The sequence below is a fragment of the Pseudobutyrivibrio ruminis AD2017 genome (assembly GCF_000424305.1).
In the GTDB taxonomy this organism is placed as follows: domain Bacteria; phylum Bacillota; class Clostridia; order Lachnospirales; family Lachnospiraceae; genus Pseudobutyrivibrio; species Pseudobutyrivibrio ruminis_B.
Map to the genome: position 1 here is coordinate 1 of NZ_AUJQ01000016.1, position 22,258 is coordinate 22,258.

General features: G+C 38.1%; 16 protein-coding genes and 1 pseudogene. 4 read left to right on the forward strand and 13 right to left on the reverse strand.

Features of this window, described 5'->3' with window-relative positions; all coding sequences use genetic code 11:
• Positions 1-206: 206 nt before the first annotated feature.
• The 8 genes from msrA to G611_RS0109800 form a co-directional block, all read right to left on the reverse strand.
• Positions 207-692 (reverse strand): peptide-methionine (S)-S-oxide reductase MsrA, encoded by a 486-nt coding sequence (msrA, locus tag G611_RS0109765; RefSeq protein ID WP_028243464.1) that lies wholly within the window; start codon positions 690-692, stop codon positions 207-209.
• A gap of 136 nt (positions 693-828) precedes the next feature.
• Positions 829-1,131 carry a hypothetical protein gene (locus G611_RS0109770; protein ID WP_028243465.1) on the reverse strand — a complete coding sequence of 101 codons (303 nt, stop codon included), beginning with the start codon at positions 1,129-1,131 and terminating at the stop codon, positions 829-831.
• 10 nt (positions 1,132-1,141) lie between these two features.
• Entirely contained in the window at positions 1,142-1,519 is a 378-nt protein-coding gene (locus G611_RS0109775) for a hypothetical protein (protein WP_028243466.1), read from the reverse strand.
• Positions 1,520-1,845: 326 nt separating this feature from the next.
• Positions 1,846-2,364, reverse strand: coding sequence for an anaerobic ribonucleoside-triphosphate reductase activating protein (gene nrdG, locus G611_RS0109780; RefSeq protein ID WP_028243467.1), 519 nt, complete (start codon positions 2,362-2,364; stop codon positions 1,846-1,848).
• Positions 2,365-2,367: 3 nt separating this feature from the next.
• On the reverse strand, positions 2,368-4,566 hold the full coding sequence (nrdD, locus tag G611_RS0109785; RefSeq protein ID WP_028243468.1) for an anaerobic ribonucleoside-triphosphate reductase: 2,199 nt from the start codon (positions 4,564-4,566) through the stop codon (positions 2,368-2,370).
• A 181-nt stretch (positions 4,567-4,747) separates the two neighbouring features.
• On the reverse strand, positions 4,748-7,753 hold the full coding sequence (locus G611_RS0109790; protein ID WP_036949014.1) for a glycoside hydrolase family 3 N-terminal domain-containing protein: 3,006 nt from the start codon (positions 7,751-7,753) through the stop codon (positions 4,748-4,750).
• 125 nt (positions 7,754-7,878) lie between these two features.
• Positions 7,879-9,171, reverse strand: a complete 1,293-nt coding sequence (locus tag G611_RS15430; protein ID WP_051195200.1) for an ATP-binding protein — start codon at positions 9,169-9,171, stop codon at positions 7,879-7,881.
• 2 nt (positions 9,172-9,173) lie between these two features.
• The gene (locus G611_RS0109800) at positions 9,174-9,887 is read right to left on the reverse strand and encodes a LytR/AlgR family response regulator transcription factor (RefSeq protein WP_028243470.1); all 714 of its coding nucleotides are present in this window, start codon (positions 9,885-9,887) and stop codon (positions 9,174-9,176) included.
• A gap of 161 nt (positions 9,888-10,048) precedes the next feature.
• Here G611_RS0109800 and G611_RS15770 point away from each other — a divergent pair, with 161 nt between their 5' ends.
• The gene (locus G611_RS15770) at positions 10,049-10,192 is read left to right on the forward strand and encodes a hypothetical protein (protein WP_155942284.1); all 144 of its coding nucleotides are present in this window, start codon (positions 10,049-10,051) and stop codon (positions 10,190-10,192) included.
• 22 nt (positions 10,193-10,214) lie between these two features.
• Positions 10,215-11,138 carry a carbohydrate kinase family protein gene (locus tag G611_RS0109810; RefSeq protein ID WP_028243471.1) on the forward strand — a complete coding sequence of 308 codons (924 nt, stop codon included), beginning with the start codon at positions 10,215-10,217 and terminating at the stop codon, positions 11,136-11,138.
• Positions 11,139-11,179: 41 nt separating this feature from the next.
• On the opposite strand, the gene G611_RS0109815 is transcribed toward G611_RS0109810, so the two are convergent.
• The 5 genes from G611_RS0109815 to G611_RS0109835 form a co-directional block, all read right to left on the reverse strand.
• Entirely contained in the window at positions 11,180-12,094 is a 915-nt protein-coding gene (locus G611_RS0109815; RefSeq protein ID WP_028243472.1) for a patatin-like phospholipase family protein, read from the reverse strand.
• 131 nt (positions 12,095-12,225) lie between these two features.
• Positions 12,226-13,971, reverse strand: a complete 1,746-nt coding sequence (locus tag G611_RS0109820; protein ID WP_028243473.1) for an ammonium transporter — start codon at positions 13,969-13,971, stop codon at positions 12,226-12,228.
• 191 nt (positions 13,972-14,162) lie between these two features.
• Positions 14,163-15,026, reverse strand: coding sequence for a LysR family transcriptional regulator (locus tag G611_RS0109825; protein ID WP_081657032.1), 864 nt, complete (start codon positions 15,024-15,026; stop codon positions 14,163-14,165).
• Between the two features lie 100 nt (positions 15,027-15,126).
• The gene (locus tag G611_RS0109830) at positions 15,127-17,118 is read right to left on the reverse strand and encodes an FAD-dependent oxidoreductase (RefSeq protein ID WP_028243475.1); all 1,992 of its coding nucleotides are present in this window, start codon (positions 17,116-17,118) and stop codon (positions 15,127-15,129) included.
• A 146-nt stretch (positions 17,119-17,264) separates the two neighbouring features.
• Entirely contained in the window at positions 17,265-20,171 is a 2,907-nt protein-coding gene (locus G611_RS0109835; protein ID WP_036949018.1) for a glycosyl hydrolase 115 family protein, read from the reverse strand.
• Positions 20,172-20,370: 199 nt separating this feature from the next.
• Between G611_RS0109835 and G611_RS14590 the strand changes: the two genes are divergently transcribed.
• Both G611_RS14590 and G611_RS15645 read left to right on the forward strand, forming a co-directional pair.
• A complete protein-coding gene (locus G611_RS14590) occupies positions 20,371-21,864 on the forward strand; it encodes a hypothetical protein (protein WP_051195201.1) in 1,494 nt (497 codons plus the stop codon).
• A gap of 247 nt (positions 21,865-22,111) precedes the next feature.
• A pseudogene (locus tag G611_RS15645) lies at positions 22,112-22,258 on the forward strand (IS5/IS1182 family transposase); the annotation flags it as partial.

Here is a 22,258-nt window from a genome sequence, read left to right on the forward strand (position 1 = left end):
CTGTAATCATTATTCTAACCCCTTGTTTTGATACATTTATTATACCAAAAAAGAGGTGAGAAAGCTTGGAAAATCAAGGATTTCTCAGCTTTTAGTTAGCCTAAAAATGAAAGAACTGGAGTCCGCTGACTCCAGTTCCTCCTTATTAAAAAGAAAAGGTCGCGACGAAAGCCGCGACACTTTGTCTACACTCTGAGACGTGGGAATTATTTCCCACGTCTTCCTGATTCTATTAATTCTTTTTCAAAGGCTTCAGGGTTCTTTAGATAATAATCCTGATGCTCCTCTTCAGCCTCATAAAATGATTTAAATGGTTCTAAAGCAATGCAAGCCTTTTTGCCAGCTGAAGCTTCTAATTCAGCTATCTTAGCTTCTGCCATTTCCTTTTCTTTTTCATTCTGGTAGTAAATTGCTAATGTATAAGAAAAGCCTTTGTCTATAAACTGACCTTCTCCGTCAAATGGATCCACATTAGCCAAATATATATCAAGCAGCTTGTCATAGCCTACATTCTTTTCATCATACTCTAAAGCAATGGTTTCACGATGACCTGTACGCTGTGCCTTTACATCCTCATAAGTAGGATTTGGCTCATCTCCGCCCGAATAGCCACAAACCACTTTATCTACTCCGTAGATTTTGTAAATTGGTGTAACGCACCAAAAACAACCTCCTGCAAAATATGCCTTCATATCACTATATCTCCTTAATAAAAAATGGTTGTACAAAATGAATTTTGCACAACCATAATATATCATTTTTTCTCCATAGTCTACAGAAGCTTACATTTTACTTTTCGTAATCTAACTTCAGTATATCAAAAATTAATTATGATAAAGATTTTCTAACAACACCCTTAGGGTCCTTGATAAGAACAAATACAATCCAAATAACTAATGCAAGAGCTACAACAGAGAAGCCTAAGAATGTATCATTAATCATATCCTCTACAGCTGGAGTGAAATATTCTGCTCTAAGCTCTGCATATTCAAAAATAGCATCAACAAGCCACATAATTGAAGCACCCCAGAACATAAACATTAAAACGTGAAGCTGCATATCATTATTCTTTCTGTTGTACCAAAGAACTGTTGTGATAACAGCAGCAATAACTGTGATAAGTAATGTCATATTATCCTCCTTAAACTGTCTGCTTTAAGCTAGAAACAGGTCTTCTAACAATCATATCTGCAGTTACACACATAATAATCCAAATAGCAGTAACTAAAACTGCCATAGATACACCTACTGTTGCAATTTCATGAAGCATTTCTGCTGTATCCTCTGGACTAGACATTGCTGTTAAGAATGGGAAGAAAGGCTGAACTTCTCCGTGCCATACATGCTCAAATGCAAGTAAAACAGAGCCTCCCCATAAAAGATTTGATAACCATTTAAGCTTTCTAGTCATAGAGACCCTGCCATCATTTTCCTTATTCTTGGTACCATTTTTTTCCATTGTCTTCTTTACAATTGTTGTAACAACAGCCTCACCAGCTGGAACTGTAAAACAAGCCATTTCATTTCCTCCTTTAAATAAAAACAAAAAATTCTGGTTCGGAGCACTATTCCAAACCAGAATTTATTATATCATGGTGAGTCCATATTCATATTGAATTTTGTAGTTTTATCCATTCAAATAAAGCGGTTTAATATTCCAATCAGGAATACTAATGCACTTTTGTTTTACATCCCATTAAAAATAATGATCCTATAACATTACCGTTTATGTCGTAAATTCGACAGTTTATGCCAAAATAATCAATTATATATAATGTATGTTATTATAATAATCGATTGATAACATTCTCTCACCTTTCCTTTACAGGAGGGGGCGAGAGAATTTTATTCTCTCAGGACAATCTGTCCCTGTGATATAGTCTTTTTCATATCAATTATTCTTTGATTTTCTGAGCCTTTGAATCTAAGGCGGATGTTTTTCTTATCCTCTATGAATGGTCCGTCGACCAATATATCAATTAATGATAACATTTCCTTAGCCTCAGCTGTATGTACTGCTGCACTGCCAGAGGTAAGACTTTCGTAGGTGTAACCTGTGTATACCCAAATATCCTTATTAGGATATGTTTCCTTTACACGCTTCATAAAAGGAAGCAGCACCTTTTGATTTTCCGGTTCGAAAGGGTCTCCTCCAAGGATAGTTAATCCATTGATGTAATCAGGCGAAAGTAGCTTTATTAGCTCATCACTAGTTTCTGTTGTAAAGTTATCGCCGTAATTAAAGTCCCATGTTTCTGGCTGAAAGCATCCCTTACAATGATTCCTACATCCTGAAACAAACAGGCTGACCCTTACTCCTATTCCATTTGCTATATCACAGTTTTTGATTGCTCCGTAGTTCATATCCTATAAATGCAAGACACGTTCTTTTATTTCCATGGTACGGCCCTGATTCCAGAACTGAGTTCCTATATAACCGCAGGTACGTCTTGCTACATTCATTTTGTTTTGATCACGGTTACCACAGCTTGGGCATTCCCAAACCAGCTTGCCGTCATCTTCTTTTATTTCGATTTCTCCATCCCAGCCACACACCTGGCAATAATCGCTTTTGGTGTTAAGCTCTGCATAAAGGATGGTATCGTAAATGTATTTAATCACATTCATAACAGCGTCAATGTTGTTGTTCATATTAGGAACTTCAACATAGCTGATGGCTCCTCCTGGTGAAAGAGCCTGGAAGCGGCTTTCGATAGCTATTTTATCGAAGGCATTGATTGGTTCTGTAACATGTATGTGATAAGAGTTGGTGATATAGCCCTTATCAGTTACTCCCTTGATAACACCGAATCGCTTCTGTAAGCATTTAGCGAATTTGTATGTAGTGCTTTCAAGTGGTGTTCCATATAATGAATAATCAATGTTTTCAGCTTCTTTCCACTTGTTAGTATATTCATTAAGCTTATTCATGATTTCAAGGCCAAGCTTTTCACCCTCAGGTTCTGTAAGCTTTTTGCCATTCAAAGCCATGACGCATTCCCATAATCCAGCATAGCCTAAGCTTAATGTACTGTAGCCGTTGTATAGAAGCTTGTCAATGACCTCGCCCTTTTCAAGTCTGGCAAGAGCGCCGTACTGCCAAAGAATAGGTGCAACATCTGATGTTGTTCCAAGTAATCTTTCATGGCGACATCTAAGCGCCTTATGGCAAAGCTCCATTCTTTCATCAAATATCTGCCAGAAAGCATCCATGTCCTTGTTAGCAGAAAGGCCAATGTCGACCAGGTTAACTGTAACAACGCCTTGGTTGAAACGACCATAATATTTGCGCTTACCCTCTTCGTAATTCTTAGCGTTAGCAATGTTACCAATGCCAGCGTCTGTAAATCTGTCCGGAGTTAAAAAGCTTCTGCAGCCCATACATGTAAATACATCGCCCTTAAGCTCCTTCATGATTTTCTCTGATATATAATCCGGTACCATTCTCTTAGCTGTGCACTTAGCTGCAAGCTCAGTTAAATAATAGTACTGGCTGTCTTCGTGAATATTATCCTCTTCCAAGGTGTATATAAGCTTAGGGAAGGCTGGTGTAATCCAAACTCCCTGTTCATTCTTAACACCCTGATAACGTTGTCTGAGAACCTCCTCAATAATAAGAGCTAAATCCTTCTTCTCCTGTTCGTTCTTGGCTTCGTTAAGATACATAAATATAGTAACGAATGGCGCCTGACCATTAGTTGTAAGAAGTGTTACAACCTGGTACTGAATTGTTTGAACACCGCGCTTGATTTCTTCCTTAACGCGCTGCTCTATCATCTTTTTCTTATCTTCATCATTAAGAGTGATGCCACATTCTTCAAGCTCCTTATCAAGCTCTCTTTTGAACTTTTCTCGGCTAACCTGAACAAATGGTGCCAAATGAGCTAATGATATAGACTGTCCTCCATACTGATTAGATGCAACCTGAGCTATTATCTGAGTTGCTATATTGCAAGCTGTAGAAAAGCTATGAGGCTTTTCAATAAGTGTACCAGTAATAACTGTACCGTTCTGAAGCATATCCTCAAGATTAACTAAATCACAGTTATGCATATGCTGTGCATAGTAATCCATATCGTGGAAGTGAATGATTCCTTCCTTGTGAGCCTTTACTATATCCTCTGGAAGAAGTAATCTTTCAGATAAATCCTTAGATACCTCTCCTGCCATATAATCACGCTGTGTGGAATTAATAACAGGATTCTTATTAGCGTTTTCCTGCTTTGCTTCCTCGTTATCGCATTCAATTAGACTTAGGATTTTGTCATCTGTTGTATTGCTCTGTCTAACCAATGCTCTTGTGTATCTGTAGGTGATATAGCATCTAGCTAAATCGTAGGCACCGTGAGCCATAAGGTCATGCTCTACTCTATCCTGAACCTCTTCCACACCTGGAATACGGTCTAGATTAGAGCAATAATCTGTAACCTGATTTGTAATTTTACGAATGTCATCGTCACTGATTCTTGCTGATTCGTCTACCTGTATGTTAGCACGTGAGATAGCTGCAAAGATTTTATTGCTGTCGAATGGCATCTCACTACCATTTCTTTTAATAATTTTCATTATGTCTACCTCTTCAGAAAAATAGACATATATAAGTGCACTTAATATGTCCAATAGATACTATAGCAACCTATAATTAGGTTGTCAATATATGGAATTTATTGTCAGTTAATACACAATATATTGTGGCAAATATTAAAAAAGCAGATGCTTTTGCAGCACCTGCTTTTCTTATATTATATTACTTTCTAGCTTTCTTCTCAGCCTTAGCCTGTAGCTTTGCTAATTTCTTTGCAGTAGGCTTGAATAATCTAAAGATTTTATATATTTCAAGAATAATTAATAATGTAAATATCACTGAAACCACAATCATAATAAGTTCAGATTTTCTTAATCCATCCTTAATATGGCTGCCTGGCATTGCGCCATTCATTGACTTCGAATTTGCGATAGTATAAAGCATTCTATGCATTGCCTGTCTAGCATAATAATATGTAGCAGGATCATTCTTATCAAAATCATATCTTGCAGCTGCAGGAAGTGTTGTAAGCTTAACATCTGCACCTGCTTCTGTCATCTGATAGCCATCCATAAATACACCAGTATTTGCATTATCTGTCATTACAAGGCCATCAAATGCCCACTCATTTCTAAGAATGCCTGTGATTAATCCATAATCACCACCTGCCCATGTGGCACCAACTCTGTTGAATGAAGTCATAACTGCCTGAGATGCTCTTATATCCTTAGAAGCATTTGCATAAGAACCATCAGCCTGCTTCTCAACATAATTTAATGTAACATCTCCTGCCTTCATACACATCTCAAATGGAAGCAGATAGATTTCACGAGCACTCTGCTCATTTAACCATGTTGCAATACTAAACTGTCCGTCTCTATCGCCACGGTGATTTTCCTGGTCATTGAATGCGAAATGCTTGATGTATGTGTACATACCCTTAGAAGCAGCCCCCTTTACTTCATTAGAAGCTACTGTTCCTGAAAGGAATGCATCCTCTGAATAATATTCGCCGTTTCTTCCTGAGAAAGGTGTACGATGAATATTCATTGAAGGAGCATACCAACCATCGGCACCACCAAGTAATCCTTCATTGCCAATCATTTCACCATACTCATTTGCAAGTGATGGATTCCAGCACTGTGCAAGTGTCATAGCTGTTGGAAACATAGCACCTGTTCCACCATAAATTAGTCCTGCAGCTGTATCAGCATCAATATTAAATGGCTTTTCTACTGATTTGATATATTCAATACCATATCCACTAACACCAATTGCATCATAGATTTCTTCTGCTGTAAGCTCATCTAATAAATCTTCCCAAAGAGGATCATCATAAGCTAAGCCTCTCATATCGATAAGCTTAAGACCATTATCAGCCCCATATACAATCTTTGTATCTGCAAGAGATTCTTTATCAACTGGTGAACCTGAATCAAAGCTATCTAACTGTGCAATCAAATCATCAGATGCTGTCTTTGTATATGTATATGAAGCACCATCTTCTCCATTGATTTCATTTCCCCAGGTACTTATCTGGGCGCTTGCAGTGCCGTCGTGTGTTGGGAATGTACCTACCCAGTCATTTCTTGTAAGATAAACTGCGTCACCTTTAGCATCATCAAGCTGATTTGTAATTTCTACTCCTGAATAGCTGTCTTTTGAATATGTAGCAGTATCAACCTCATCAATTTCAGGTGTGTACTCACAAACAAATGGATTCTCTGCCTCCTGCTTAACACCAATTATATTGTTTATGGCCTCATGTGCATTCTTTGCTGCAGTAATATAGTAATCACCAGCATCAAAGATGTATGTCTTTGCGCCATTTGCGTCATAAGCCTTTAGCTGAGACTTATCGAAGCTAAGCTTAACTGTCTGGGACTCTCCTGCTGCAAGCTCATTTGTCTTATCATAAGCTACTAATTGAACAGAAGCTTTTTCAACACCATTTTCAATATCGTAATCTGTATATGGACTCTGTGCGTAGATTTCTACCACATCCTTACCTGCAACATCACCTGTGTTTGTAACAGTTACTTCAACATTGCAAGTGTCCCCATTCCATGTAGTCTTCATATCAGACCAATCAAATGTTGTATAAGACAATCCATAACCAAATGGATATACAACCTCTGAATCGTAATCAAAATCGCCTGCGTTTTCGCGTCCTAAAACAACATCCTCATATCTTGTTTCGTAATATTTATATCCTACATAGATTCCTTCTTCATAAGTAACGTAATTATACTTTGTAAGCTCGCCTGTAGAATCAGAATACTGATAATCACCAAAGTTCATAGCTGCTGGTGACTCTAAAGGATTGGCTGCAAAAGTATCTACAGTTCTTCCTGAAGGATTAACCTGACCAGTCAAAATATATGGTAATGACTCGATTGCTGTTGCTGAAATAACAGCCTTAATATTTGGATAATCCTTTATAAAATCAAGGTCAAGTGCTGCATTTGAATTAGTTACTAAAATCACCCCATCAAAGTTATCATTAAGGTATGAGATGATTTCAAGCTCTGTTGAATCTGGCTCAAGATATGTCTTTGCCTTATCCTCGGCATTATCTGCGTGATTATACATTGAACGAGGCATATCTCTTCCTTCACCTGCTACTCTCTTAAGGAAATATACAGGCACAGTGTCTTTAATTGAATTCATTACCTCACTATTTGATTTAAGCTCTGATAATGGTAATTCGTTAATTGAAAAATCCTCTGCATCACCATAGGATATAGAGCCTTTACCTAAGCCATAGTTTTCAGACTGCTCTTTATAATAATCATAAAGTGTTTTATTAAGCGAAATATGGGCAGCATCAAAAATATCAGCAAGGCTTCTTCCACCCATCATGCTATCATTTGCGGCAGCTGTGACCGAATTCACACTGAAAAAACTGAAGGTACTATCTGCTGTCTTTGGCAGAAAGCCTTCTTCATTCTTAAGTAAGATTGTTCCTTCATCTGCAATTCTCTGATGAAGTTCTGCCTCCGCAGATTTAATTGAATCTTTATCATAATCCGCCTTGTTGTATTCAAGGTCCAATCCTGTGGCTTCAACATCTGAATTGTCTATCTTTGTGTTGATTCCACCAATCATGCTATCAAGCATTCTGGCGTAATTTGGCAGGACACTATTCACTGCCACAATAATTACCGCAAATACGATAATTAGTATGGAACGGATACATGTTCCTACTATTTTTCTTCCTTTGCTCATTGTACATTCTCCTTTTCTTCTGGGTATTACCCGTGATTGATAACTTAATTGGAGAATATCAAAAAAAATATAAAAATAGCAGGCTTTGTCCTAGCCTGCATATTTTTTGTCATATTTGGCAATATCTATTCTGTAAAAATCATTCTTAAAAGATATTTGCCACTGTCTGTTTTTATATTCATCTGTCCGTTATACTTTTCTACTATGTTTTTGATGCTTGCTGTGCCAAAACCATGGCTGAGCTTGTCCTCCTTTGATGTAACAGGAAGTCCATGACTCATTTCAATATTGCCATCGTATGGATTAACAATTTCCACCAGCACTATACCCTTTTTGTTCTGTATTTGGACTGATATCCATCTTTTATCCTTATTCAATATTTTTTCATTTGCCTCTATTGCATTATCAAGTGCATTTCCAAGCAAGGTATATATATCCAAATCATCCATAAAATCCAGCTGCTTTCCATCGGCCATGCAGCTCATATTTATGTTCTTGCTATGACATACAAGCTTCTTTTCAGTTAATACAGTATCTAATAATTCATTGCCTGTTCTAACTACAGCATCATAAATAGCAATATCATTTTCCATTTCAGCCAATATGCCACGACGCTTTTCATCATTCTCCATATTAGCTAAGGCATTTATCTGGTGCTTCATATCATGATAATGCTGATTGACAACAGCCATGGCATCCTTGGACAGCTGATATCTAACCTGGGTTTCCTTCCATAGCCTTTCCTTTTGTTGAAATACCAGTCTTTCGTTTTCGTTAATTAGCTGTTCCCTTTGATTAAACAAGATAAAAAGGCAGGCTAGTATAGCATAAACAGCATGTATATGAGTAATATTATTAAAGCTTGCCACTATGCTTAAAAGCCATACCACAAAAAGGATGATTATGGTAGCTGATGTTGCAACGATAGTTTCTATTCTAAGCTGGCCACCTTTAACTATTGGCTTTGCAAACCAAAAATAAGCCATAACAAATGAGCCTATAAGACAGCTTACATATAGAACAATTTGGTAATCAGAAATATTAAATATATAAGCTGCCAGCATTCTAATACAATAAAATATATGCTCTATAGCATAGCTTATTGCGAATAAATATACCGCCTCGTGAAGGGTAACCTTACATGAAAAAAAAATGCCAAATATTACTGCAAGCCAAACAGAAATAAACCAAACTAAAACATAGATATAAGTAGACATGGTCACGTCTGTAATGGTATCCCCTTCAAAGCCAAGCATCAATAAAACCATTGTCATGCCAGTATCTACCAAAAATCCTATAATTACACAAATAATTGCTTTTAAAAGCCCATTATTCTTTTTTTCTATTCCAAGGCAAATCCCCAGTATTGGTGGTATGATTTCTAACAAATACCCTATATTAAATGCATTACTATACATAGCTATATCTCCATTCCTACATACTCACCAAATGCAGTAATAAAATCCTTCTTTCTACTTCTGCTTAAAAACAATTCATCACCTACAACTGTAACTACATCTCCCTTAATCTTATCAACATACCTTAAATTTATAAGATGGGATTGGCCACTTTGAACGAAATTGTATTCCTTTAATTCCTCTGATATCGCCTTTAAGGTCTTGCCTCTAGTTTCAAATACACCTAGTTTGCTATGTATCACGATAGTATGTCCTACTACTTCTATGTAATAAACATCCTCTGTATCAATTTTTCGCTTTGCCCCATCCTCTGAAACTATAATCTCTTTACTCTTTTGATATTTATCAGCTGTTTTAAAAACCTTATCCATAGCCAGTTCAAACTGCTCATAAACTACAGGCTTTAAAATAAAATCAAGAGCATTAACCTTGTAGCCTTCTATTGCGTACTGTGCTAGTGCTGTTATAAACACGATGATTACACTATCATCTAATTCACGTATCTTCCTTGCAGTTGTCATGCCGTCCTGATATTTCATGTGAATATCCAAGAATATAAGGTCATATTCTGAAGTATAATCATCTAAAATATCAATTCCATCAAAGAAGGTTCTAACTATAAAATTATCATTATGTTCCTTTTCATAGCGAGATAAGTGCTCAATCAGACTTGCCTGGCATTCCTTCTCGTCTTCAACTATTGCAATTCTAAGCATGTAATACGTCCTCTCCATATAAACTTCTTTTGTATATTCTAAGTGAAGTCGTCACAAATTGCACTATTTACATAATACTTCACAACTTAGCAATAATTTCTCCATTTTTTCTTGCTACAATACAATTAGTGTAGATTGTTATAGTAGTAGAGGTATGCACTATGGATATGGTTAAACGTAAATGCCCAGGCTGTGGCAAAATCTTTTATATTTCTACAGTTGATATGGATAAACGATTCCAAAACGGGTATAAACCTATTTTCTGTAATATCAAATGTCAGCTTAGATTTTCTGAGCAAAGATAACTAATGATTAGGAGAAGACACTATGAGTAAATTTATTGTTGCAGGAATCACACAGCTAGAAACCATTGTTAAGGTAAAGGAAATCCCTATTAAATATGAGCCTTATACTGGAGAAAGAGATACTATTTACATATCAGCTGGTGGTGATGCTTTCAACGAATCATTGGCTTTGAAATGGCTAGGTGATGACGTGGAATTTATGACAGTTGTGGGGGAGCATGAAGATCTTAGTATTTTCAATCCAGCAAACCGTGAGGTAACTCTTTCTACCAAATACGTTCTTCCAATTATTAAAGAGACACCTATGGAAGTATTTTTGTATGACGCCAGAAGAAAGGCCCAACGATTCGAAGATTTAAAGGACATCAGAAATGCTAACTACGATATGATGCTGGTGGATCCACTGGTTCCATCCTGCGATATGATGGTATTATCTAACGTTAACTTCTGTAGACCGTTTATTTCACGAGCTATTGATAATAACAAGAAGTTGGCGGTAAAAATTCATAGATTCAAACGTGAAAAAGAAATTTACAACGAAGACTTTTTAAAGAACGCTGATATCATCTTCTTCAATGACAACTCCATTGATGAAGAGCCTTATGATTTTGTTAAGGATATGGTTAGCAAATATGACCCTGAAATCATTGTTCTTGGTCAAGGCCCTAACGGCGTACTTATCTATGATAAATACAAGGATTTCACTGCACACTATAATGCAGTAAATTCTAAACAGATTGTAAATACAGCTGGTGCTGGCAATGCACTTTTTGCTTGCTTCCTACACTATTTCCTTAAAACAGGCGATTCAAAGACAGCTATTCATAAAGCATTACTTTTCGCATCAAACTACATTGGCTATATGGGAACCTCGAACGGATTTATGACTGAAGAGGAATTAGAGCATTGGGATAATCTTATTTGGAATCCTAGAAATGCAATGTAAATTAAAAGGACACCTCGATTTCGGGGTGTCCTTAATACTTTTTATACTGCTTCGATTATATTTTTATAATTGTTTTCTTTGCTAATGCAAGCCTGCCCATTACCATCCAAAAACTGTTTCAGATCGTCTCGCAAGCTAGCGTAGTCCTTTAGACCTAGCTTATAGAGCTTTTCATTTGATTCTCTACTCATTGTAAAAGTTCCCATAGATAAGTGCTCACTAGGTGCGAATATAAATGCCTTACCATCTTGCTCTAGCTGATAGGCCATACGCTGACTATCCGTATATGCGATATGCCTGTTATTTAGAAGCTCTATAATTTTAGGATAGTTTCTGCATTTAAAAGAGTAAAATCCCCTAAGGCTTTCAGGCTTCTTTACAAAGTCCCTTGGCTTGGACATAATAACCACCAGTTTATCACAGCCATCCTCTATAGCTTTCTTAACAGGTATTGAATCGGATACACCACCATCATAGTAATAGTGCCCATCTATCTCTACAGGAAGGCATGCCCCTGGCAGTGCTGATGAAGCCATAATAATTCTATAATCATCCTTTGGCATTTCTTCCTTATGAAAGTATCTGGGCTCACCACTATTTGCATCTGTTGCTACTATAAGATACTCTGTGCTATTTAACATAAGGCTTCGATAATCTAAAGCATCAGTTCCGTCAGAATTGCTCAATGTACCATAGATATATTGAAGTCCAAACAGATTATGTGTCTTTAAATAACTCTTTAATCCAAAATAATCTGGCTCAAATATGTGGTCCGAATAAAAACGCCTATTTCGCCCCTTCTGCCCTGCCAAAAATGATGCTGCATTTGCGCTTCCCGCAGACACACCAATACAATAATCAAATTTGATTTTGTCATCTAAAAAAGCATCCAGTATACCTGCACCATAAGCGCATTTCATTCCACCGCCTTCAACAATAAGTCCTATTTTACTCATTTTTCCACAACCTTCTCTACTTAACCAACACGTTTTCTTAATATTAAGTAATTACCGCTGGCTTTTCAATGTTCAAATTGAAAAAGTTGTATATTCATGCTAATGACTTTCTCCTATAATCTATACTACCTTTATTCTACATCCTGTAATGCTGCGAAGTCTTCCTCGCCTGTTCTGATTTTTACAACCTGCTCAACGTCATATACGAAGATTTTTCCATCACCGATGTGGCCTGTGTAAAGTACCTTCTTAGCAGTGTCGATTACATCCTTTACTGGAACCTTGCAGACTACCACGTCCACTCTAATCTTAGGAAGTAGTGCAGGCTCAAGTGCAACGCCTCTATAATATTCAGGAGCTCCCTTTTGAACACCGCAGCCCATTACATGAGACACTGTCATACCTGTAATGCCAAGCTTCATAAGAGCATTCTTAAGCTTTTCAAGATTACGCTCCTTGCAAAGAATTTCTATCTTTGTCATTCTAGGCTTGCCTGCTGATGTAATCTGAGATGGTGCATACTCAACCTCTACTGCATCATCCATTGATGCAAGACCAGCAGCCTCTAATGTATCAGTGATAAGTGATGCTGTTTCATCATCATATTCATCTGCATCAAAATCATCCTCTAGCATGTTAAATCCTGAGTAAGCTGATGGAAGACCATGCTCAGTTCTATCAAGACCAACTATCTCCTCCTCTGCAGATGCACGAAGTCCTATAGTCTTTTTAATTACCGTAAATGCGATAGTAATTGTAACAGCTGCCCATGTTCCTACGGTAAGAACTCCCAGTAGCTGTAGACCAAGTAGCTTAAATCCTCCCCCGTAAAAAAGACCGGTAAGCTCACTGTCAGGAGCTGATGTAGTTGCAAATAATCCTACTGCAATTGTTCCCCAAATACCATTCATCATATGTACTGCAACTGCACCAACTGGATCATCAATGTGAAACTTGTAATCAAGAAGCCATACACCAAATACTACAAGAAATCCTGATACAACACCAATTATGATTGCACCAAGTGCATCAGTTACGTCGCATGGGGCTGTGATTGCTACCAGACCTGCAAGTGAGGCATTAAGTGACATTGATACATCTGGCTTGCCATATTTAATCCAAGTGAATGCCATTGTTGTACATGTTGCAACAGCAGGTGCTATTGTTGTTGTAACAAAGATTGATGCAAGCTGTTCTACTGATGTAGCTGCTGCACCATTAAATCCATACCAGCCAAGCCAAAGAATGAATACACCCAGTGCTCCAAGTGCAATATTGTGACCTGGGAAAGCATTTACCTTTGTAATCTTACCCTTGCTGTCACGATTAAACTTTCCAATTCTAGGTCCCAATATTTTAGCACCAACCAATGCACAAATACCACCAACCATGTGGATGGCACAGCTTCCAGCAAAATCGTGGAAACCAAGCTGTGATAGCCAACCGCCTCCCCAAATCCAGTGTGCCTCAATTGGATAGATTACAAGAGAGATAACACCTGAGTAGATACAGTAGCTAATGAACTTTGTACGCTCTGCCATGGCGCCACTTACGATTGTTGCTGTAGTTGCACAAAACACTAAGTTAAATACAAAGTTGCTCCAGTCGAAGCTTGCATAATCTGTAAACACCTGAAGAGATGGCTTGCCAACAAGACCAAATAAAGCATTTTCACCAAACATCAATCCAAAACCTATGATTATAAACATCACTGTTCCAATACAAAAATCCATTAGGTTCTTCATTATGATATTTCCAGTGTTTTTTGCTCTGGTAAATCCAGCCTCCACCATTGCAAATCCTGCCTGCATCCAAAATACCAATGCAGCTCCTATCAGGAACCATACGCCAAATAACATGCTAGAATACTCTTCCATTTCTTTTCCTCCTTTTTTATAAAACAAAAGGCGCCGCAAACGTAATTTCTTACGCTTACGACGCCTTTGTCATTTCCTAAACAAGCCTTGTTTTATTTGTTTAGTATAATATTCTTTTGACAATTTTTTGTCAACACTTTTTTATAGAAAATTATTCCACGCTCTTAAGAGCTTCTGTCATTGGAATTCGTTTATTTGCTTTCATTCATTGCTTCTAAAAATCTCTTAGCTAAGTCCCTATCTGCTGAATCCTCTCTGTATACGCCATATACATCCCAGGAATAAGCATCTTTAATTTCTACAGCTTTAATATCTTCATTATCACTGAAAAACTTAGGGGATATGCCTATTCCTACCCTGTTTTTCACTAAGCGATAAATAGATTCTCCCTCGCCAACCCTAGCTACAATATTAGGATTAAAGCTATTAAGATGGCAGGCGTTAATAACATCATGATACACATGATATTTCTCATTCATAGAAATAATCTTCTCTGTTTTTAAATCACTTATTTCTACCTGTTTCTCATCAAATAATCTATGACCATTATAAACATAGGCTACTAAATCAATTGATTTTACAAGCCCCGTCACAAGATTACTATTATTAGGCTTACCTACAACAAATCCAAAGCTAATCTCGTCATTAAGTATTCTTCTAATGATTTGCTCATTCTCATACTCAGACCAGCTTGCTAAAACCTCAGGATTAGACTCCATAAAATCATTAACCTTAGGTATATCAATAGCCCTTATGGTACCTGCTGCAAAGCCAACCTTAAATCGTTTTTCCTTATCGTTCAAGGTTTCTATTGAAGAAAAAAGCTCATTTAAATCTCTAGATACCACCTTGGATTTCTCATAAAAAAGCTTTCCGCTTTCCGTAGGAATAAACCCCTCCTTGCTTCTAATAAAAAGCGGCGTACCACATTCGTCCTCAAGACTTTTTATTATTTTACTAAGTCCCTGTGGCGACAAAAATAATTTGCCGGCAGCAACCTGCAAATTTCGCTCTTCATATACAGTTTGGAAACATTTAAAATTTCGTGTATTCATATTAATTATTATAAAATAAAAGACCCTGCCAGACAATAAGTCAATTGGCAGGGCCTACGGGGGAGAGTTTTATTTCTATTTATTAAGATATAGGCAATTATTAAATGTGGTTAGCTACTTCAAATGCATCCCAAATACCATACATGATATTTGAAACCTGTCTAGCATCACCAAGTAGATAGATTTCATCTACATCATTCTTGTACTGATTATAAAGTGTGTTTTCACTAGCATAACCAACACAAAGTACTACGCTGTCAGCTTCAAGCTCTTTTGTCTCATCGCCAACTGTAGCCTTGAGTACACCATTCTTGTACTCAGTAACTCTTGCACCAGTAACAACATCGATGCCATTGAATGGGATTAACTTCTCAAGCATCTCTTTATTTGCAGAACAAAGAGGTCCATTAACAGCCATAAGCTTATCAAGTGCTTCAACGATTGTAACCTTCTTGCCCTTCTGAGCTAAATCAAGTGCAAGCTCGCAACCTACAAGACCGCCACCTACTACAACAGTCTTCTCACCAGATTCCTTCTCACCAAGAAGTACCTGCTCTGCTGAGTAAACCTTTTCGTCGTCACCAAGTGAGAACATCTTAGGACGAGAACCTGTAGCAAGGATAACTGCATCAAACTGCTTATCAAGGATTTCCTTTTCAGTAGCCTTAGTATTAAGGTGAACCTCTACGCCAAGACGTACCATTTCATCCTCATACCACTTAGCAAGTGCGATATCGTCTTCCTTGAAATCTGGTGCGCCACCTGGGATAAGGTTACCACCAAGACGACCATTTGCCTCGTAAAGTACAGGCTCGTGACCTCTCTCAGCAAGTACACGTGCAGCTTCACAACCTGCTACACCACCGCCGACTACAAGAACCTTCTTCTTCTTGCAAACTGGATTGTACTGGTTAAGTCTTTCCTTACCACACTGTGGATTAACTGCACAGTTGATAAGTGAGTAAGTCTGAATACGACCCATGCAACCTTCCTGACAGCTGATACATGGACGAATCTGGCTAAGCTCATTTCTTCTAATCTTGTTAACGATATCTGGATCTGCAAGTGTAGGACGACCAAGAGAAATCATATCGCAGATATCATTGTTAAGGCAATCAAGTGCTGTATCTGGATTATCAACACGACCTGCCATAATTACAGGGATGTTAACATGTTCCTTTGTAATGCGAGCGAACTCCTTGTATGGAGCCTTCTCCATGTACATTGGTGGGTGGTTCCACCACCATGCATCGTATGTTCCTGCATCTACGTCAAGGGCATCATAGCCGTACTTCTCAAGAAGCTTAGCAGCCTCGATACCTTCTTCGATGTCACGGCCCTTCTCTTCAAATTCCTCTCCTGGAAGAGCACCTTCTCTGAAGTCCTTAATCATAGACTTAAGAGAGAATCTCATTGCAACTGGGAAATCCCATCCACAAGTCTTTGCGATTTCCTCACGGATTTCCTTAGCGAAACGGAGTCTGTTCTCTAAGCTTCCGCCGTACTCATCTGTACGCTGATTAAAGAATGAAATAGCGAACTGATCAATAAGGTATCCCTCGTGAACAGCGTGAATTTCAACACCATCGAAACCAGCACGCTTAGCATTGTAAGCACCCTTACCAAAGCTTTCAACGATACCGTGAATCTCTTCAACTGTAAGTGGGCGGCAAGTCTTATCAAGCCATCTGTGTGGAACTGCTGAAGCAGAAACAGGTGGGAACTCTCCTAAGTTTGTAGGAATAGTTACACGACCGAAACCACCTGACATCTGTAAGAAAATCTTAGAACCGTATGCATGAACTCTCTCTGTCATCTGACGGCTAGTTCTTACAAACTGAACTGGGTTGTATGTAGAGTTTGGTGTGTTAGGGAATGAAGGCTTCTCAACCTCTGTGTCAGAGAATGTTACACCTGTAATAATAAGACCAATACCACCCTTGGCACGTCTAGTGTAGTAATCGATTCCTCTGTCATTCCATCCACCTTCGCAATCACCAAGACCAAGTGGTCCCATAGGTGCCATTGCGTAACGGTTCTTGATTTCAAGCTTACCAATTTTGATAGGCTCAAAAAGTCCCTGGTACTTCATTAAAATATCCTCCTTTTAAACATATTTAACAATGCTTACTTCTGCCAGAACATTGTTAAATTTTTGTCATTGATAAGAATATTTTAAATCAATACCAGGGATATCTCCATCAACAAAAAGTTTATGTTTATAAACAAAACGTGATTTTAGTCTATCTTACTCTCCTTTGGACCTAAGTATGACTCGCGGATTTTAGCATTAGGATTCCAGATAACCAGCTTTTCAACAACCACACCTGGGTCAATTGCAGAAAGCTTAATATTATTAACACCCTTGTGTAAGCTAACCTTGCAGGTACCAATATGAATCTGATCAAGTACTCCCTTTCTCCAGCTATTTGATTTCCATGGAACAAAATCTGTTTCAGGTATGGTATTTACGATAACGCCTGCTTCATCATTTGAAGAAACATTTAATGCCAGCTTGCCCTGATATACTACTGGATTGCTTGCTGCTGCATATACATTTACTTCATAGTCAGCTGCTTCAAGTGCATATACATTGTAAATAAGTGCTGGTGCATCAGCAGGATTATCAAATCGAACTGTCTGTGGATATGCCTTCATACCACTTTCGTATCTTCCGTAATCCTTAATCTCCTTATATTCACCCTGCGCTGTTGCAATTGCTTTCTGATAGTGATTTGCCTCAATAGAGATGCAGCCATTTGTTTCAAGGAAGCACTTTTCATTTACATTGCCTAAATCAATAGCTGTTACATCTACCGCAAGCTCCACCATAGTAATGCTGCCGCCGTTTTCTGATTCATCAGCAACAGTTTCGCAATCATCTCCGTATATACGAATTATTGCGTTATCCTCTTTGTTCCATCTATCTTTATTGATTTTTACTGTATATAGCTTTATATCATCAATAGATAATTGCTTGTTCTTCTCTACTGACTTTCCATCGTCTGAAGCTGTTATTTCAATCCAATCAGCATCCCAATCTATACGATAGTGAAGTTCTTTCTCTCCACCATTTGCCACCTCAAATACACCGGAATCATTTGTTTCAAAGCAAAGTGGCATGTGAAGTACGTGTCTAGTCCAGCGATGTGCGCCAGTTGAATCTTCACTGTCTGCTATTCCAACTAATAATCTTGCGTCCTCTACAGGATTTAAGAACTGGCTGATTGGGTATTCACACTGCTCATCATTCCAGTTAGTAAATCCGATGTGGTAAACAGACTGCATGTGATTCCACTTACCACCATTTCTTGTATGATATTCCTTTACAAGATTGCGCTCAGTTTTAACGCAGTCCTGAATTAGCTTCGCATATACGTTAGCATGCTTCATGCGCTTTTTTATATAAACAATGTTAAGGCTTGCATAAAGATGCATCTTGTTAATCTCAGCAACAGACTTAAGTGGATAATAAACTATCTGAAAGAAGCATTCTTCTAGAGCTGTGCCTTTTACCTGCTTGTAAAGCTCCTCCACCTTTTCTTCTGCTTCGTAAATACGATTCAGATAATCTCTTGCTTCGTTTTCATGTGCTCCATGATAGATTGATGAATTAAGAGCCTCTGGACGTCTTCTTCCACTCCAGCTTACATACTCTGTTACAAGCTTTGCGGCTTCATCTGACATTTTTGCATCAAAGCCTAAGCCCTTAAGCCAGTTAACTGTGTATTCCCCAGTCTTATTGATAGCAGTTGTTCCCCACTTATCAAAATCATAAGCCAAATCAAGGAAGTAGCTAAGTGGAAGCTCCTGATTCTTAATATCACCTACATTTACAATCCAAGCAGAGCGAACACCAAAATCGTAGGCCATTGTCATCTGCTCCCACACCTTTGTAAGAGGTGATGTATTAATCCATAGGTAAGAAACTGGCTCTCCAAAATAATCGAAATGATAGTACATACCAAAGCCACCATTTTTCTTACGAAGCTCATCATCTGGAAGAGTTCTTACGTTGGCAAAGTTATCGTCGCAAAGCATCATGATATCATTATCAAGTGCTTCCCAATCCTTAAGTCCCTTAGTATTTTCATCACCGTAGTAGTATTCCTCTACTTCCTTATATAAGGCAAGAAGCTGTGGGTGCTCACTTGGAGCATATTTTGAAATAAGTTCCTTTTGCTTAACAATTGCCTTCTTCAGAACATTAATATTGTCCTCAAGAGTGGCATCCTCTGGCATAAGATATGAATCGTTCTCTCCACGCATACCAATAGTTATAAGATTCTCGAAATCCTTATTTCTAGTCAAGCCATCCTTCCAGAATTCTGTAATGCCTTCAGCATTTGATAGGAAGCTCCATTCTGTTCCATACTGTGGATTGTCATGTCTAAGGCGCTGGAACTCCTGTCCTGAACGGCAGCATGGCTCATGATGAGATGCACCAACAATTACACCCATCTCATTTGCAAGAACCGCATTTTCGAAATAATCTAATGTAAAATCTGAGCGCCACATTGCAGGCCAAATATAGTTTCCCTTTAATCTAAGAAGAAGCTCAAAAATCTTTTCATAAAGCTCTGGCCCAGGGCTGATACTTCCGTAATTTTCTCTAGCCCAGTTTCCAAGACATGGCTGCTCGTCATTAATAAAGAAGCCTCTGTATCTTACTGATGGTTCCTTTGAAATCATACATACATCATCTGTAAGAACTACCTCTTCCTTTTGCTTTACATTTGCATCTGCCCAGAAATACCATGGTGATACACCCATGATTTCTGAAATAGAAAACATACCATAAGTAAGACCACGCTTGTCACTACCAACTATAGCAAGCACCTGCTGTCCCTTATTCTCAGGATTTTCAAACATGAAAATACCGTAGGTCTCTCTCTTTCCTGCTATATCCTTAGTATCGATTACATCCTTAAATTCATTTTGAACCTTAGCGCTTTCCGCTAGGCCAAGATAAATAACAAAGCTTGTATCGTTTGGAATAGCCGCTGTGATTTCAGGAGCCTTACCTGTAACTCTTTCAATATCCTTAGCAAAAATCCCTGCCATCTTCTTAACACCATGTACTCCATTGTCCTCAAGCACAATAGGTGCCAATACACCATTTTTGAACAAATTAAATTCAGCCATTATTCTTCTCCCAATTTTGATTTTATAACACTGATTCTACCAACTGAGGCAATATACCTCTATTCATTTTTTGACCTTTTATATGTCAAAACTTGTGACTAATTTCAGGAAACAATTTAGTATCCTACAGGAACTCATCACCTAATCGTCAAATCCGTTTGATAAAAATTTAAATATCAAATCAAATGGAGGAAATAACATGCAAAATAAGATTGTTACAAAACTTTTAACATGTGCTCTTTCTGCAGGATTAATCCTATCAGGATGCGGTAATACCAGTGTATCATCTACTGAAACCGAAGTTACAGATTCAGCGAATGAAGCTGATGGTTCTACTGCTATTGGTCAGACCGTATCTGGTCCTGCCAGAGATGATATCTCTGTTAACGAAACTATTGAAAATAACGAAGATGGTGAACATGCCATTGAAGCCTCAGGAAAAGATGCATCCTATAGCAATGTGGAAGTAATTAAGACCGGGGATTCAGATGAGGGCGATGAAGCCGATTTTTACGGTGATAATGCAGCCATATTTGCAACAGATGGAGCAACTCTTGATTTATCAGAAATAGTTGTTGATACTAACGGTACACATGCTAATGGTGTATTTAGCTATGGCGAAGGCACAACTGTTAATATTTCAGATTCATACATTACTACAGCTGGCAACTGTTCTGGTGGACTTATGACAACAGGTGGCGGTACTATGAATGCCACAAATCTTACAATTGAAACCAGCGGTAATTCGTCAGCAGCTATCCGTTCAGACAGAGGCGGCGGTAACGTAACTGTCACTGGTGGAGACTACACTACCTCAGGAACAGGCTCTCCTGTCATTTATTCTACTGCAGATGTAACAGTTTCAAATGCAACACTAACCTCTACTGCCTCTCAAGGCGTTGTGGTAGAAGGAAATAATTCAGCTACATTAAACAATGTGGTTCTTAACGCTGACAATAACACAAAAAACAGCGATAAGTCGGATTATTATCAGGCTGTTATGATTTACCAATCTATGTCAGGTGACGCTGATGAAGGTACTGCATCATTTTCTCTTAAAGACAGTATATTAAACAATGCAAACGGTGATGTTTTCTTTATCACAAATACCGTGGCAGATATTAACATTGAAAACTCTGAGATAAACAATAATGGTGATGGCATTTTACTGAGAGCCGCAGCTGCAGGTTGGGGCAATGAAGGATCTAACGGCGGACAGGTAAATGTTAATGTTAAAAATCAGTCGCTTGAAGGTGATATGTCTATCGATGATGTATCTGCAATGAATCTTTATCTTGGCGAAGGTGCAACCTATAGCGGCGCAATTAATACAAACGGTGAAGCTGGAGACGTTTATGTTCAGCTAACAGATGGAGCGACATGGACACTAACTGGAGATTCCTATATCACTGCTCTTGCATGTGATGCCGACAGCATTAATTTAAATGGCTATAAATTATATGTAAATGGTGAAGAATATACAGAAGGTTCTGAATCTACAGGTGATGCAATCACTCTAGAAAAAGCTACTTCATCAGGTGCTCCTGATGGAGGTATGCCAGAAGGTGAGGCCCCTAGTGGTGAAAAGCCTGAAGGCAATCCACCAAGTGGCGAAAAGCCAGCTGGTGAAGCCCCTAATGGCGAAAAACCTGAAGGAACCCCACCTAGCAACGAAAATTCCAATAAAAACTAAACAAAAAAATAATCAGAATTTGCATAGTTTATTAAAAAAGAGCAGCCAGCACTGGCTGCTCTCAGAGTGTAGACAAAGTGTCGCGGCTTTCGTCGCGACCTTTTCTTTTTAATAAGGAGGAACTGGAGTCAGCGGACTCCAGTTCTTTCATTTTTAGGCTAACTAAAAGCTGAGAAATCCTTGATTTTCCAAGCTTTCTCACCTCTTTTTTGGTATAATAAATGTATCAAAACAAGGGGTTAGAATAATGATTACAGAACAAAATGAGAAGGCTAGAAAGCAGATTGAATTTGTATGTACTGATGACTTGGTTCCCCAGGATCATCTTCTAAGAATCATAGATAAAGCCATTGATTGGTCTTTTATTTATGATTTAGTCAGAGATAAATATTCT

Coding starts and splice junctions, on each gene's coding strand:
- msrA (WP_028243464.1), bottom strand. CDS start 692: ATGAAGGCATATTTTGCAGGAGGTTGTTTTTGGTGCGTTACACCAATT.
- G611_RS0109770 (WP_028243465.1), bottom strand. CDS start 1,131: ATGACATTACTTATCACAGTTATTGCTGCTGTTATCACAACAGTTCTT.
- G611_RS0109775 (WP_028243466.1), bottom strand. CDS start 1,519: ATGGCTTGTTTTACAGTTCCAGCTGGTGAGGCTGTTGTTACAACAATT.
- nrdG (WP_028243467.1), bottom strand. CDS start 2,364: ATGAACTACGGAGCAATCAAAAACTGTGATATAGCAAATGGAATAGGA.
- nrdD (WP_028243468.1), bottom strand. CDS start 4,566: ATGAAAATTATTAAAAGAAATGGTAGTGAGATGCCATTCGACAGCAAT.
- G611_RS0109790 (WP_036949014.1), bottom strand. CDS start 7,753: ATGAGCAAAGGAAGAAAAATAGTAGGAACATGTATCCGTTCCATACTA.
- G611_RS15430 (WP_051195200.1), bottom strand. CDS start 9,171: ATGTATAGTAATGCATTTAATATAGGGTATTTGTTAGAAATCATACCA.
- G611_RS0109800 (WP_028243470.1), bottom strand. CDS start 9,887: ATGCTTAGAATTGCAATAGTTGAAGACGAGAAGGAATGCCAGGCAAGT.
- G611_RS15770 (WP_155942284.1), top strand. CDS start 10,049: ATGGATATGGTTAAACGTAAATGCCCAGGCTGTGGCAAAATCTTTTAT.
- G611_RS0109810 (WP_028243471.1), top strand. CDS start 10,215: ATGAGTAAATTTATTGTTGCAGGAATCACACAGCTAGAAACCATTGTT.
- G611_RS0109815 (WP_028243472.1), bottom strand. CDS start 12,094: ATGAGTAAAATAGGACTTATTGTTGAAGGCGGTGGAATGAAATGCGCT.
- G611_RS0109820 (WP_028243473.1), bottom strand. CDS start 13,971: ATGGAAGAGTATTCTAGCATGTTATTTGGCGTATGGTTCCTGATAGGA.
- G611_RS0109825 (WP_081657032.1), bottom strand. CDS start 15,026: ATGAATACACGAAATTTTAAATGTTTCCAAACTGTATATGAAGAGCGA.
- G611_RS0109830 (WP_028243475.1), bottom strand. CDS start 17,118: ATGAAGTACCAGGGACTTTTTGAGCCTATCAAAATTGGTAAGCTTGAA.
- G611_RS0109835 (WP_036949018.1), bottom strand. CDS start 20,171: ATGGCTGAATTTAATTTGTTCAAAAATGGTGTATTGGCACCTATTGTG.
- G611_RS14590 (WP_051195201.1), top strand. CDS start 20,371: ATGCAAAATAAGATTGTTACAAAACTTTTAACATGTGCTCTTTCTGCA.